Here is a 14,635-nt window from a genome sequence, read left to right as displayed (position 1 = left end):
TCCTAGGTACGTCGTCAGGTCCGACTGCGGTCCCGGGCTTTGTTCAAGTCAGCAGGGCGCGGGTAGATAACAGAGCGCGTTCGGAGCACGCAAGACGACCAGGCGTGCCCGACCCGGGCGATGAATCCACCCAGGGCCCCGGAAACACAACGCTTTTCGGCCAAAATTCCCCCCGGCAGGACGCCCGCTCCGCGCCTACACCGAGGCCCTGCGGCCAGGCGTGCGCGTGGATGTCTCGGGGTCGTGAGAGGGGTCGGGCCACCATCAGTCCCGTGGTGACCCGAGCCGCCCCGGAGTTTCACCCGGATTTTCCGGGGGATTTCCTCACAGCAGCTGCAGCACCCGCTCCTCCAGCCGGCGGCCTCGCGAGACGCCGAGGATCAGCACGCCCGTCTGCAGCAGGTGGCCCACCACGCGGCTGATGACCTCCTCGGGCTTGTGGCCCTGGCCATCGAAGCGGACGTGGAGGACCGTCTCGCCCTCCATGCGAGCGGAGGTGACGCCGGGGATCGCCTCGAGCTCCGGGACGATGACGGTGCCGCTCGCCACCTGGACGCGGAACTCGGCCGTCTGGCTGGTGAGCTCGGCCATGGTGCCGGCCTGGGCCAGCTTGCCCCGATCGAGGATGGCCGCCGCGTCGCACAGCTCCTCCAGCTCCTGGAGGTTGTGGCTGGACACCACCACCGTCTGCTGCTGGCCCCGCATGTCGCGGATGACCTGACGCACCTGGGCGGCGATGCGCGGATCCAACCCCGCGGTGGGCTCGTCGAGCAGCACCAGCGGCGGCTTGCCCATGAGGGCCTGGCCCATGGCCACGCGCTTGGCCATGCCGTGGGACAGCGCTTGCGTCTCCACGCCCCAGGCTTCCATCAGGCCCACCTTGTCGAGCGCCTCGCGCGCCTCGTTCTCCGGCTTGTCCAGGCCACTCAGCCGCGCCCAGTAGGTGAGGAGCGCGCCCACCTTCCAGCCACCGGGCAGCACCGCGTCCTGGGGCAGCGCGCCCAGTGCCCCCTTGAGGGCCCCGTCCTTCGAGGGGTCCACCCCCATCACCCGCACGGTGCCGCCGGTGGGGTAGAGGTAGCCGCACATCATGGAGAAGGTGGTCGTCTTCCCGGCGCCGTTGGGGCCGATGAGCCCGTACACCTGGCCGCGCTGGACGGTGAAGCTCACTCCATCCACCGCCATCTTCGCGCCGAAGCGCTTGGTGACGTTGACGAGATCGATGGCCAGCTCGCTCACAGGTCCCTCGCGCGCAGGACGAAGAGGGCGCCGCCGAGGAACAGCAGCGCGAAGACGGCATATGCCGTACCGCTCACCGCGAATTCGGCGAGCCGGGGGTGCAGCAGGTTGTTGGCGTAGTGCGAGGGCGTCAGGTAGCGCACGTACGACATCGGGCTCTTCTCCGTGGCGAAGCTGCCCATCAGGTTCACCAGCCAGAAGCCGAAGAGCATGAAGATGTTGAAGATGAGGCTCAGCGCGGGGGCCCGGAAGAGGCTGGAGCAGAAGGTGGTGAGCGCCAGGTACGCCAGCGAGAACACCACCGCCGCCAGCCAGAACTTCAGCAGGTTGATGGCGAAGGACCCGGCCGTGAAGTCCTGCGTGGTGAACGCGGCGTAGATGAAGATGGCCAGGTCGATGATGAGCACCAGGCCCAGCAGCACCGTGGCCTGGGACAGGAACTTGCCCAGCAGCAGCGACGAGCGCCGCGAGCGCACGGTGAGGTAGCGGATGGAGCGCGGGCCCACCTCGCCGCTCACCTGATCGAAGCCCATGATGGCGATGTAGACGGGCAGGAAGAAGAGGGTGACCTTGAAGACCACCAGCACCACCAGGGGCACCTGCGCCAGCGCCTCCATCATGGCCTGATCGCCCCCCAGCAGGAACCCGAGGAATCCCTGGCGGAACTGGTCGGCCACCTGCGTGGCCGCGGCGGCATCCGCGCCGGCCTGGGCCACCTGGGTGTCCAGCTGCTCGCGCAGGGCCTTGGTGATGCCCCCCACCACGAGCAGCACCAGCAGGGAGAACATGCTGTAGAGCGCCAGCAGCGCCACCACCCGCGCGCTGCGCACGGTGCGGCGGCACTCCGCGCCCCAGATCACTGCAGTCTCATTCAATCCGTTCAAGGCGGGTGGACCCTACCGGGCCCGGCGGAGGCTCGCCAGGATTCTCGCTCTCCAGGCGGGCCTTCACGATGGAATGGACGGAACGCCCGGGACAGGTACCATTCGGACCCCCCCAACCCCCCTCGCGCGACGGTCCCGCATGACCCTTTCCCGTGCCCTCCCCGCCACGCTGCTCCTGCCCCTGTTCATCCTGCTCGTCGGTGCGGACGAGGGGAGTGCGGGGACCACCACGATGGCTCCGGCCATCGAGGTCGCCTACTCGGATGGCGGGATGGTCACGGTGGACGAGGCCGCTTCCTCCGACGACGGTGGGACGGCGGTGGCCGAGGTGACGGACGGCGGGGTGCTGCCGGGGCTCGTTCCTCCCGTGCCCGTACCCTCGCGCGAGGCGGACCCCCCCATCGCCCGCCTGCGCTCGCTGGCCCCCAAGCAGGACGTGCTCGCCCGCGCGAAGCGCGACGCGCAGGGGCGGCTCGTGGTGCCGGGTCCCAACGGCAACGTGCCGCTGACCATCGACCCGACCCTCCAGTCGCAGCTCAAGGGGCTCCTCGAGCAGTACCAGGTGCCCTACGGCGCGGTGGTGGTGCTGGAGCCGTCCACGGGCCGGGTGCTGGCCATGTCCGAGCACTCGCAGGCGCAGCCGGGGTTGCGCGGACTGGCCACGCGCGCGGTGTTCCCCGCGGCGAGCGTCTTCAAGATCGTCACCGGCAGCGCGCTGCTGGAGGCCGGCGTGACGCCCCTGGACGAGACGTGCTTCCACGGCGGCAAGCGGCGCCTGTCCGAGAAGCTGCTGGCGGACAGCGAGCGGGATGGCCAGTGCCACTCGCTGGCCGAGGCCATGGGCAAGAGCGCCAACGTCGTCTTCGCCAAGCTGACGCAGCGCTACCTGTCGCCCGGGGCGCTCAAGCATGCCGCGGCCCGCTTCCACTTCAACCGGGAGATCTCCTTCCCGGTGCCCACGGACGTGTCGCTCGCTTCGGTGCCGGACAGTGACGAGTTCCGCTTCGCGCAGACGGGCGCGGGCTTCGGGGACGTGTACCTCTCGCCGCTGCACGGCGCGCTGCTGGCGGCCGTGGCGGCCAACAAGGGCGTCTGGAAGGACCCCGTGCTCTTCGAGCCCGACCCGAACGCCCAGTCCCAGTCCCAGTCCCAGCCCGCCGAGCAGGTGCTGTCGCCCGAGGTGGCGCGCGACCTGACGACCCTGATGGAGGCCACGGTGACCAAGGGCACCGCGCGCCGCATCTTCCGCGAGCGCGGCATGGGCGTGCCGGGCGCGGTGGGCAAGACGGGGACGCTGGCGGATCGCAAGCCCTTCCGCGACTACTCGTGGTTCGTGGGCTTCGCGCCCAAGGACAACCCGAAGGTCGCTGTGGCGGCGGTCATCGTCAACGAGCCCCTCTGGCGCATCCGGGCCACGTGGCTCGGCCGCGAGGCCATGCGCCTGGGCCTGGCGCGTCTGCCTCCCGGGTCCCTGGCTCCCGCCAAGGAGGATCCGTCCGCGCCGCACGAAGAGGAGCCCACCGAGGAGGAGCCCTCCGACGAGGAGACTCCCGTCGAGGAGGTGGCCGGTTCGCCCGCGCCCCATGCTCCGGCGGCCACCAAGACGGCGACCACCGGGCCCTGAGCCGTCGCGAGGCGCCGAGCAAGCGCTCGGTCTTCGCCTCTCTCCTGCATCGGCCGTTCCCCGTCAGCGGGCAATGTCACATCCATGTGGAGGCGACTCCTACGGGGTGGTGACGAACTCGCCTTGCTTCCGGGTGCACTGGACATGCGTCGGAGCCTCTCCATATTGCGCGGCACCGTGTGGCGTGTGTCCGCTCGGTGGAGGGGGAAACCTATGTCTCGCAAAAGTTTGCTCTGGCTGGCCAGCGGCTGTGCGCTGTGGTGTGCCTGCGGCCCGCTGGATGAATCGGTGGAGGAGAACGGGCAGTCATCCACTGCCACGGCGCGGCTCGAAGCGGAGTCGGACTGGCGCAATGAACGGCGCTGCCAGCCGCCCGTCATGGTCGCGGATCTCACCCCAGCGCCTGGTCACACCAACGTCATCGATCAGGCCGAAGTGGAAGGGGTGGTCTTCATCAGTACGTTCAACGCCTCGACCAGCACCGCCGCCTTGTGGAAGCTGGAAGATGTGTCGAGGGGCCGCAAGTCGGCTCCCGAATGGAAGACCACCCTTCTGCTCGGCGGTCTCTCCGACGGTCCCAGGTTCCTCACCGTCGTGGGCCAGAAGCTCTTCTTCATCGTCGATGACGGGGTCCACGGCACCGAGCTGTGGAAGAGCGACGGCACACCCGAGGGCACGGTCCTGGTCGAGGACATCAACCCCCAGGGTGATGCCTTCCACACCTTCTCTCCGCGCCCCGTCGTCGTGGGCCGGACGCTCTACTTCGCCGCCAACGATGGCTCCCACGGCGAGGAGTTGTGGCGCAGTGACGGTACGAGGAGCGGCACCCGGCTGGTGAAGGACATCGCCAGTGGCCCCGGGAGCTCTTCGCCCGGATCGTTCCTGGTGGACGGCAACCGGCTCCTCTTCGCCGCCGATGATGGTGTCCACGGCCGCGAGCTCTGGAAGAGCGACGGCACCCGGGACGACACCCGGATGGTGAAGGACATCGCCCGCGGGCCCGCGAGCTCTTCTCCCGACTCCCTGCTCCGGATGGACAACCGACGGATCTTCTTCGTGGCCGACGACGGCGTCCACGGCCGCGAGCTCTGGAAGACCGATGGCACCCGGGACGACACCCGGCTCGTGGAGGACATCCGCTCGGGTCCCGAGGGGTCGAGCATCGCGGAGCTGACCGTGGCGCGGCGGACGCTCTTCTTCTCCGCGGATGACGGGGTTCATGGGAGCGAGCTCTGGGCCTCCAGAGGCCGCGCCGACGATACGCGGCTCGTGGAGGACATCCGGCCTGGCTTGGAGGGCTCGCGGCCCCTCGAGCTGACCCCGCTGGACGGGGACGTCGTCATGACCGCCGATGATGGCACCCACGGCCGCGAGCCCTGGCGGAGCGATGGCACGCCGGAAGGCACGCTGCTGCTGGCGGACACCCATCCGGGCGAGCCTCCCCCCGGGTTCGGGGTCTCGGGCCTGGTCAGGGCGGGGGAAAAGGTCTTCTTCTACGCCACCGCGCCCGATACGGGCCAGGAGCCCTGGGTCACGGATGGGTCTCCCGCCGGTACTCGGCTGGTGAAGGACATCCAGCCGGGCCCCGCCAACTCCATCTCGGGAGATCCCTCCCCGGTCTTCCCGGTACGTGGCGGTGTCTTCTTCCGGGCCTCCGATGGCGTCCATGGGGAAGAGCCGTGGTGGAGCGATGGCACGGAGGCGGGAACGAAGATGGCGGACATCGCACCGGGCGCCGCATCGTCGTCTCCGTCCGCCTTCATCGTCACCCGTGAGTGGCTCTACTTCTCGGCGAACGATGGCGTTCACGGAAGCGAGCCGTGGGCACTGCCCGTGGCCTGCTTCCCGAGGGAGTAGGACCCTCGAAGGAGGACCGTCAGCGGGCGGGCATCCGCGACACGGGGTGCCTGCCCGGGGCGGGGACGAGGCGTTACCGGGGCGTGAGCTTCACCAGCCCCGAGTCCACGAAGGCCCGGAAGTACTTCAGCGCCTCCACCTCCTTGATGGGGGACACGCTGATGATGGCGCCCAGGTCGCGCTTGCCGTCGATGCGCGACAGCAGGTAGCGCTCGGGCGAGCTGAGCTGCAGCGTCTTCAACTGCGCCGCCGACACCACCAGCGAGGGCACCTGTGGCTTGTCCAGCATCTCCCGGCGCAACGCGCCCTGCAGCGCCGCCTCCGCCGAGCGCAACAGTGCCTCCGTCTCCGGCGTGGCCGACATCTCGTACGCCCGGCGCGCCAGTGCCTCTCCGTCCCGGAAGTTGCCGTTGGCCAGGAACGACTGCGCCGCCTGGATGACCTCGCTCGTGGGGGACTCGGCGCCGAGCACGTCCACGTCCACCACCTGCGCCTCGTCCTCGTCCTCGGCGGGAGCTGGCCGCTGGCGCACCGCGGGTGGCGTGCTCCGCACCTTCACCGCCTCCAACCGGTAGAGCGCGTACAGCCGCTGGTACACCAGGAACTCCGAGGCGTGCAGCACCTTGGCCATCTCGTCGATGCTCAGCCCCTCGCGGATGCGCTTCACCAGCCTCGCGTCCAGGCTGCCCGCCTTGGGGGACTCCGCCAGCCGGCGCTCGTCCAGCTCCAGGTACAGGTTCCCCGAGGGGAAGGCCGTCCGGATCGCCTGCCAGGCCGTCTCGCGGAACTCGCCCTCGCGGTGCACGTCCGCCAACTCCACGCGCGCATCCACGCCGTCGATCTCCGCCACCGGGCCCGCGTCGAAGGAGAACTCGCCCTCCTCCCAGGGAAACATGTCCAGCAGCGTCTCGCGGAACTTCAGGGAGAGGGCCGCGCGCACCGTCTGCTCGGGTACCATCCCCGTCATCACCAATATCTTCCCCAGCGGTACCCGCGTCTCGCGCTGGGTCGCGTAGGCCTTGCTGAACTGCTCCTCGTTCAGGTGCCCCATGTTGATGAGGAACTGTCCGAGGAACTCGCGTGGCTGGTTGGAGCTGGCGCTCAGCACCTGCCCCTCGCGCAGGAGGATGAGCTTGCGCACGCCCGCTCGGGTGACCCTCAACGTCCCCATCACCCGCCGGCTGCCGAGGTACGCGACGAGATCCTTCAACGGCATCGTCGAGAAGTCACCTGACAGACCGCGCATCGCATCACATCCTTCGTCCGAAATGATTGTCCGAATCTACTCGAAACCGAACTGCTGCCTCTGCGACCAGGCCAAGGCCGTGCTCGAGCGGGTGCGCGAACGCATCCCCTTCGATCTGGTGGAGGAGGACATCCGCGCCGATCCCTCCATCTTCGCCGCCTTCCGGTACGACATCCCCGTGGTCATCATCGACGGCCACCAGGCGTTCAAGCTTCGCCTGGAGGAAGGGGAGGTCGAGGCGTACCTCCGGCGGGTCATGGATGGCACGCCTGTTGCTCCTTCAGGGGACCATGAGGGGTAACGGCCTTCCCAACCCCAGGAAAAACATGGGGATGGAAGGGAGTAGGGGTGGGTGAGGCTGTAAACCTGGGGATGGGGCGGAGAAGCGATGTGGAAAAAGGTTCTGGCCGGAGGGGAGGGGCGGTGGCGTTGAGGCGCAAGCACAAGAGGGCGGATCAGCCGCTGACGGTGCTGGTGGTGGAGCCGCGTGCGGGAGACCTGGAGCGAACCCGGGTGGTGCTGGGGGAAGCGGGCTTCCGGGTGGTGCCGGTGACGCGCTTCGACGCGGCGGGGCCGCTGTTCGAGGCCATCCGCCCGGACGCGGTGGTGCTCGCCGCGCAGGCTCCGGACTTCGCGGCGGTGTCAGTGGCGCGGCGGCTGCGGCAGATGGGCCGGGGCGCGATTCCCCTGCTGTATCTGGTGGATCCGGGGGACACCGAGGCGCACCGCCACTGCCTGGAGAAGGGCCTGTGCGTGGACATGGTGCCGCGCACCGGCTCGGGCGAGGAGCTGGTGCTTCGCCTGCGCGCCCAGCTGCGGCTGAAGAAGGCCGTGCGCCGGGCGATGCTGCCCGACGACGCGGGCTCCGCCGCCCTGCATGATCCGCTCACCGGGCTGTACACGCGCACCTTCTTGCTGGAGCTCATGACGCTGGAGATGCGGCGCACGGAGCGCTTCGGGGGCAGCTTCTCGGTGGTGGCCGGGTCGCTCGAGGATTTCCGCACCCTGCGCAAGGAGTCCGGACGGGGCGTGGCCGAGCGGCTGCTGGTGTACAGCGCGGTGGTGTTCGGCCAGACGGTGCGCGAGGCGGACGTGGTGGCGCGAGTGGGCGAGGACGAGTTCGCCGTGCTGCTGCCGGGGACTCCGGCGGAGGGGGTGCCGGACGTGATGGCTCGCGTGAGCGAGCGCTTCTCCCTGGCGCGCCTGCAGGTGGAGGGAAAGGTGCTGCGCCCGTCGCTGACGCTGGGCGCGGTGAGCTATCCGGACATGGTGGGGGCTCCGGCCCAGCTGCTCACCCACGCGTTGCAGGCGTTGCGCCGGGCACGCGAGGAGCGGCGGGGTGCGGGAGTGGGACTGACGGTTTGATGAGGGGCGGACCCATCGAGGGTAGGCCCCGGGGTGATTCGAGATGGTGAGGGGAGGCGAGGGGATGGATCGGATCGCGGTGCTGGTGGTGGACGACGAGGAGCAGGTGCGGACGTTCCTCGCCGAGCTGCTGGGCAGCTCGGGGTACCAGGTGCGCTGCGCGTCGAATGGAGCTCAAGCCCTGGAGATGCTCGCCGGGGGCTCGTTCGACGTGGTGTTGCTGGACGTGATGATGCCGGAGATGAGTGGCCTGGAGGTGCTGCGGCGCTACCGGGCTTCCGGCGGCAACGCGCCGGTCATCGTGCTCTCCGCGCTGTCGGGCGCGGAGGACGCCATGCGTGCCATGAAGCTGGGCGCCAGCGACTACCTGTCCAAGCCCTTTGGCAACGACGAGCTGGAGGACGCGATGGGCCGGGCCCTGGGCAGCCGTATGCCGGCGCGCCAGCCCGCGGCGAGCGCACCGGTGGCGGCCCAGTCGGCGGCGCTGGTGGACGCGAGTGGGGAGCGGCTGCTCATCTCGCACTCGCCGGCCATGCGCCGGGTGCGCGCGCTGGTGGAGCGCATCGCGGACACGGACGTGCCGGTGCTGCTGCTGGGTGAGTCTGGCACGGGCAAGGAAGTGATTGCCCGCGAGGTCCACGCGCGCAGCAATCGGCGTGCGCGGCCGTTCATCAAGGTGAACTGCGCGGCGCTGCCGGGCGAGCTGCTGGAGAGCGAGCTGTTCGGCCACGAGCGGGGTGCGTTCACGGGCGCGACGGCGGAGAAGCCGGGCAAGTTCGAGCTGGCGGATCAGGGAACGATCTTCCTGGACGAGATCGGCGAGATGGCCATCCGGCTGCAGGCCAAGCTGCTGCAGGTGCTGCAGGACGAGGAGTTCTTCCGGGTGGGAGGCAAGAAGAGCGTCCGGGTGGACAGCCGGGTGGTGGTGGCGACGAACCGGGACCTGGAGCGGGAGATCGAGCTGGGCAACTTCCGCGAGGACCTGTTCTACCGCCTGAACGTGGTGGCGATCCGGCTGCCGCCGCTGCGGGAGCGCCCGGAGGACGTGGTGCCGCTGACGGACCACTTCCTGAAGAAGTACGGGCGGCAGTACATGAGCGGGGTGGCGGAGCTGCCGCCGGAGGTGCTGAGGGCCTTCACGGAGTACGAGTGGCCGGGCAACGTGCGCGAGCTGGAGAACATGGTGCGCCGGCTGTGCGTGCTGAAGGATCCGACGCTGGTGCTGGACGAGCTGCGAGCGGGAGGCCGTGCGCCGGCGAGCGCGCCGTCGCTGCCGACGTCGTACGCGGGAGACGGGGACGTGGAGCCTCCGGCGCCGACAGTGGTGCGGACGCCGGTGACGGTGCCCGCGGCGGGTGGAGGCACGGCGGTGCAGGTGCTGGAGATGCCGTCGAAGGGGAACGTGCCTCCGGCGGAGGTGCCGACGAACCATGTGGTGCCGCCGGTGCGGTACGCGAATCCGTTCGACGTGCCGCAGCCGCCGCCGCCGCCGCCGAGCGTGCCGGAGGGGGAGATGTCGCTGAAGGACATCGGCAAGAGGGCGGCGATGCTGGCGGAGCGGGAAGCGATACTGGCGATGCTGCAGCGGACGGCGTGGAACAAGCGTCGTGCGGCGAGCAAGCTGCGAATCAGCTACAAGGCGCTGCTCTACAAGATCAAGGAGTGCGGCATCGTGGATCCGAGGGCGTCGGCCGAGTTCTGATCAAGACGAAGGCCGTTACGGAAGGATCAACGGTGTAGAACCAGGTTCAGACCCTCTCCCTCTGGGAGAGGGACGGGGTGAGGGTATCCAGCCCCGTGTTGAACCCTGTCAGCACAACTCGAGGCCCCGAGCACCCGCGGTGGTGTCCGGGGCCCCGCTTTTCACGGGTACCCCTACCGCCAGCCCGAACGCTCTCCACACGAGCAGGCGAGCCTTGAGGACAGGGTCGTCATCCAGGGGGTATCTGCGCACCTTTCCCGCCGAGCTCCAGGCCCGAGAGGGCGTGGTTGTCTCGCGGGAGGTCTCGCGATGATGGGAAGACTGACGCCTCCAGTATCCGAGCGCGACCATGTGATGGGCGCGGCCGAAGCGCGAGTGACACTGGTGGAGTACGGAGATTACGAGTGCTCCTACTGTGGCGAGGCCTACACCATCATCCAGGCGGTGAGGCAGAGGCTGGGAGGGCAGGTGCGCTTCGTGTTCCGCAACTTCCCGCTCTCCGAGCTGCATCCGCACGCGCGTCTGGCGGCGTACGCGGCCGAGGCGGCGGCGATGCAGGGCCGATTCTGGGAGATGCACGACCTGCTCTACGAGAACCAGGAGTCGCTCGAGCCGGATGATCTGATCGGCTACGCGGAGCTGCTGGGGCTGGACGTGGAGCAGTTCGACCGGGACGCGGGAAGCCGAGCGGTGGCCGAGCGCGTGCGCTCGGACTGCCTCGGGGGAAGCCGCGCCGGCGTCAGCGGCACGCCGACGTTCTTCATCAACGGCCAGAGGTATGACGGCAACTGGGCCGTGCGCCCCCTCTTCGGGGCCCTGGAAGCAGCCATCGCGGAGGCCGACTCCCAGGAACAGTGGCGCTGAGCGGCGGGTACTTCACCGCTCAGGCTTCATGGCCGTGCACCTGCCGAGCTACTCCGGGAAGTGCACCACGTTGCCGTTGTCGCCCACGGCCCAAATGTCGCTCGGCGAGCTGAGCGCAATATCCCGGAGGGGCTTGTTCACGGTGGTAGCGGTGAACCACGTGCCGGCCGCGTTCAACCGACGGATGGAACCACCGTTGGTGGTGGCATCGGTGACGTAGATGGAGGAGGGGTCCAGCACCACGACACTGGAGAAGGGAGCGGTGGTGTTGTCGGACGGCGGGTTCACGTAATTCCAGTTCGTGGCTCCGTCCCACCTCATCACCTGACCAGTGTCTCCTACGGCATAGGCGAGGTTGGAAGCACCCATCCACACGGCACGCAAAGGGCCGGGATTATTGCCGGGCACATTATTGAGGGTGTGGCGTACCACCGAGCCAAGGCCTCCGCTGCCGGAGTAACTGGCGATGTAGGGCGCTTCGTTGTCTTCAGTCGCGCCTCCAACGGCGAGCAACTGCGTGGGGGCCAATCCGTGGATGCCAAAGTAGGTTTGCACAGCCTCGTTGTAACGCTGCTCCGGGAGGGTGCCGGGCGTCCACGCGTACATTCGTGCCTTGTCTTCAACGAGGTAGACCGGGGGATTGGATTGGTTGAACTCAATCAGGCCAGTGACGTTGTTGCTTGGTGAGAGGGTTGCCTGGTTGTAGCAGACGTTGATGCCGTCATGCTCGGCCAGGCGCCCGCCTTCACCGGCCAGCAGTACGTGGCCGTTGGCGGGGCGAACCCAGGCAGCGCGCCAGTTATGGTTACCACAACCTCCATCAAGGCTTTTGAAGGCCTGACCCGCCGCGGTGCGAACCGCGAGTGCGCCGTTATCTCCCGCGACCCATACTGGCAACCCGCCCGGGCCGATCGCCACCGTCTTCCATTGACGGGAATTGCCAGTGAGGGCTGCGTCATCCAGCACCTTCCATCCCTTGCCCCCGCAGATGTCGCCCTCGTCCCGTTGCGTGTCGCAGTTGTTGTCCCGGTCGTCGCACACCTCGGCCTTGCCGCGTAGGTTGTGCTTGTCCAGATCGTCGCAGTCGTTCTTGTTGGCGACGAAGCCCGTGGGTGCTGTCTCGTTTGGGCACACATTTGACGGAGTGATGTTCTCGTTACCCGCGCCATCGCCATCCACGTCCGGGTAATAGAGGGCCGGGGCCGGGGATTCGACGCAACTCACCCCGTTGTGGCTGGCATTGCAGACGTACTTCCCACCGGGACAGGGATTGCTGCAAGCGGCGCCCTTGGCGAAACCGTCGTCCTTCTCGCCGTCGCAGTCATTGTCCACTTCGTCGCACAGTGCCTCGGAGAGGCCAGGGCGCGGGTAGATCTCCGCATCCGAGTCCCCGCAGTCCGTGTTGTTCTGCACGTAGCGGGTGTTGCCCGTGTTCGCGGGCTCGGCGCAGCTCATCAGCGCCGTGGCATCTCGGTCGCCGAAGCCATCGTCATCCCGGTCGGGGTACCAGGGCCTCGTGGGCAGGCCCTGATCAATGTTTCCGTCGCAGTCGTTGTCCCGGCCATCGCATGCCTCATTGAGCCCGGGTCGACTGTTCTTGTCATTGTCGTCGCAGTCCGTGCCCTCGGCCATGTACCCATCTTCATCGGTATCGTGGGCCGTCAGGGTGACTTCGGACTCCTTGATGTCACCCTTCTTGTCGAGCTCCACGATACGTACTTCCTGGGCCACCTCGGCTCCGTCACAAGTCAGCTCGTGGGCGGTCGTGGTGATCTCCAGCGTGTGGCTCCAGTCCTCCTTGCGGAAGACGGCGAGCACCACCTCCGAAGACTCACGAGCGAGATCCGTGAACTCACTCGTCTCTTGGCCCTGACCGTTCGCATCCCGGGCGAGCACGGTGATGCAACCAACCTTGAAGTTGTAGGAGACCTTCAGCCGAACGGCGGCCTCTGTCGCTCGTGGCTTGCACCCACTTCCAACGAGAAGCAGGAGCAAGAGAAGCGAGGTGAGTCGACCCATGATGTTCCTCCCGTGGCCCGCCTTGGACAGCGGGCCGCGAAGTCGCACCGGGGCTCAGCCCCGGTCCCGGCGTACCTGCACCTTCTTACCCCGGAGGGTGGTCTGGCGCAGCGCCGTGATGATCTGCTCGGCTTCGGACTCGGGCACCTCGACGAGCGAGTAGTTGTCGCCGATCTCGATGGCACCGAGCCGCTTGCCCTCCACGCCCGCCTCGCCCGTGATGGCACCCACCAGGTCCCCGGGACGGAGTCCCGTGCCCCGGCCGGCACCGATGAACAGCCGGGTCATATCGAAGTCCTGCGCCGGACCCGCGCGGCGTTTGACGCCTCGGGGCTCCTTCGCACCCGGCCCCCCGGGCCCCTGGCGAGCGGCCGCCCGGGCATTCTTGCCCGGATGCGAGGGCCTCGCCGTGGGAGGAGGCAGCGTGGGGATCTCCTCCTCTTCCTCCTGCTCGTGGCCCTCCACCTGCGCGTCATGGAGCAGCTTCACCGAGGCGGCGGCCACATCCACCAGATCGAACTCGGAGGCGAGGCTCTCCACCACGGAGCGGTAGGAGTCGAGCTCGCCGGCCACGAGGGCCTCGCGCAGGGAGGCGCGGACGAGCTCGAGCCGGCGGGCGCGCAGGTCCGCCACGGTGGGCACGGTGGCCACTTCGATCTTCTGGCCCGTGAGCTTCTCGATGTTGCGCAGCAGGCGGTGCTCGCGGGGCTCGGCGAGCGTGATGGCCACGCCCTCGCGCCCGGCGCGGCCGGTGCGGCCGATGCGGTGGACATAGGCCTCGGGGGCATTGGGCACGTCGTAGTTGACGACGTGGGTCAGCTTCTCGATGTCCAGCCCGCGCGCGGCCACGTCAGTGGCGACGAGCAGATCCACCGCATGCGCCTTGAACTGCTTGAGGACGCGGTCGCGCTGGGCTTGGTCCATGCCGCCGTGGAGGGCCTGGGCGCGCCAGCCCCGGCCGTTGAGGGACACGGTGAGCTCATCCACCTCGGTGCGGGTGCGGCAGAAGACGATGGCGGCGGTAGGGGCCTCCACGTCCAGCACGCGCCCGAGCGTGGCGGCCTTGAAGGCGCGCGGGACGATGTAGGCCGTCTGGCGCACGCGGGGCCCGGTGCCGGGGGCCACCTTCTCCTTGGCGATGCGCACGTGGACGGGCTCGCTCAGGTGGCGCTCGGCGATGGAGGCGATGCGCGGGGGCAGGGTGGCGGAGAAGAGGGCCGTCTGCCGCTCCTCGGGGGTGGCCTCCAGGAGGGCCTCCAGGTCCTCGGCGAAGCCCATGTCGAGCATCTCGTCGGCCTCGTCGAGCACCACGGTGCGCACGGAGTCGAGCAGGAGCGACTGGCGCTTGAGGTGGTCGAGCGCGCGGCCCGGGGTGGCGACGACGACGTCCACGCCGCGCTTGAGCACGCGCAGCTGCTGTCCCATGGGCTGGCCGCCGTAGATGGGGAGCACGCTCACGCCGAGCTTCTGGCCGTAGCGGTGGATGGCCTCGGCCACCTGCATGGCGAGCTCGCGGGTGGGGACGAGGACGAGCGCGGAGGTAGAGAAGGGCTCGCGCTTGCCGGGCTCGAGGCGCTGGAGGAGGGGCAGGGCGAAGGCGGCCGTCTTGCCGGTGCCGGTGGCGGCGATGCCGAGCAGATCCTTCCCGGCGAGCAGCGGGGGCAGGGAGGCCCGCTGAATGGGGGTGGGCTCTTCGTAGCCGAGAGCGCTGAGCGCCTCGACGAGGGCGGGGAGGAGGCCCAATTGCTCGAAGGTGGCGGGGGTCTCGGTCTTCTCGGTCTTGGGAGTGGTCACGTTGGAACGGGCTTGTACCACCGCGTCCGCCGTCCAGACGA

The 14,635-nt window shown here is 68.8% G+C and carries 11 protein-coding genes; 6 read left to right on the top strand and 5 right to left on the bottom strand.

Going from position 1 to position 14,635, the window contains the following annotated elements:
* Positions 1-324: 324 nt before the first annotated feature.
* Positions 325-1,239 (bottom strand): ABC transporter ATP-binding protein, encoded by a 915-nt coding sequence (locus JRI60_RS31295; protein WP_204219603.1) that lies wholly within the window; start codon positions 1,237-1,239, stop codon positions 325-327.
* Positions 1,236-2,123 (bottom strand): ABC transporter permease, encoded by an 888-nt coding sequence (locus tag JRI60_RS31290; protein WP_204219602.1) that lies wholly within the window; start codon positions 2,121-2,123, stop codon positions 1,236-1,238. The genes JRI60_RS31295 and JRI60_RS31290 overlap by 4 nt, the downstream gene beginning before the upstream one ends.
* A 139-nt stretch (positions 2,124-2,262) precedes the next feature.
* Here JRI60_RS31290 and JRI60_RS31285 point away from each other — a divergent pair, with 139 nt between their 5' ends.
* Together JRI60_RS31285 and JRI60_RS31280 are read left to right on the top strand one after the other, a co-directional pair.
* Positions 2,263-3,747 carry a penicillin-binding transpeptidase domain-containing protein gene (locus JRI60_RS31285; RefSeq protein WP_204219601.1) on the top strand — a complete coding sequence of 495 codons (1,485 nt, stop codon included), beginning with the start codon at positions 2,263-2,265 and terminating at the stop codon, positions 3,745-3,747.
* 213 nt (positions 3,748-3,960) lie between these two features.
* The gene (locus JRI60_RS31280) at positions 3,961-5,604 is read left to right on the top strand and encodes an ELWxxDGT repeat protein (protein ID WP_204219600.1); all 1,644 of its coding nucleotides are present in this window, start codon (positions 3,961-3,963) and stop codon (positions 5,602-5,604) included.
* A 73-nt stretch (positions 5,605-5,677) separates the two neighbouring features.
* On the opposite strand, the gene JRI60_RS31275 is transcribed toward JRI60_RS31280, so the two are convergent.
* On the bottom strand, positions 5,678-6,850 hold the full coding sequence (locus JRI60_RS31275; RefSeq protein WP_204219599.1) for a DUF4388 domain-containing protein: 1,173 nt from the start codon (positions 6,848-6,850) through the stop codon (positions 5,678-5,680).
* A gap of 22 nt (positions 6,851-6,872) precedes the next feature.
* Between JRI60_RS31275 and JRI60_RS31270 the strand changes: the two genes are divergently transcribed.
* The 4 genes from JRI60_RS31270 to JRI60_RS31255 all read left to right on the top strand — a co-directional run bounded on the left by JRI60_RS31270 (position 6,873) and on the right by JRI60_RS31255 (position 10,781).
* Positions 6,873-7,151, top strand: coding sequence for a glutaredoxin family protein (locus JRI60_RS31270; RefSeq protein WP_204219598.1), 279 nt, complete (start codon positions 6,873-6,875; stop codon positions 7,149-7,151).
* A 122-nt stretch (positions 7,152-7,273) separates the two neighbouring features.
* Positions 7,274-8,215 (top strand): GGDEF domain-containing protein, encoded by a 942-nt coding sequence (locus tag JRI60_RS31265; RefSeq protein WP_239469814.1) that lies wholly within the window; start codon positions 7,274-7,276, stop codon positions 8,213-8,215.
* Between the two features lie 64 nt (positions 8,216-8,279).
* Positions 8,280-9,917, top strand: coding sequence for a sigma-54-dependent transcriptional regulator (locus JRI60_RS31260; protein ID WP_204219596.1), 1,638 nt, complete (start codon positions 8,280-8,282; stop codon positions 9,915-9,917).
* Between the two features lie 309 nt (positions 9,918-10,226).
* On the top strand, positions 10,227-10,781 hold the full coding sequence (locus JRI60_RS31255) for a DsbA family protein (protein ID WP_204219595.1): 555 nt from the start codon (positions 10,227-10,229) through the stop codon (positions 10,779-10,781).
* Between the two features lie 48 nt (positions 10,782-10,829).
* Here the strand turns inward: JRI60_RS31255 and JRI60_RS31250 are convergent, their stop codons facing one another.
* Entirely contained in the window at positions 10,830-12,800 is a 1,971-nt protein-coding gene (locus tag JRI60_RS31250; protein WP_204219594.1) for a putative metal-binding motif-containing protein, read from the bottom strand.
* Positions 12,801-12,854: 54 nt separating this feature from the next.
* Entirely contained in the window at positions 12,855-14,594 is a 1,740-nt protein-coding gene (locus JRI60_RS31245; RefSeq protein WP_204219593.1) for a DEAD/DEAH box helicase, read from the bottom strand.
* Positions 14,595-14,635 lie beyond the last annotated feature (41 nt).

Origin of the sequence: Archangium violaceum (genome assembly GCF_016887565.1) — a bacterium.
GTDB classification, from domain to species: Bacteria; Myxococcota; Myxococcia; order Myxococcales; family Myxococcaceae; genus Archangium; species Archangium violaceum_B.
The sequence above is the reverse complement of the archived record's forward strand: the minus strand, read 5'-3'. Positions and strand labels throughout refer to the sequence as shown.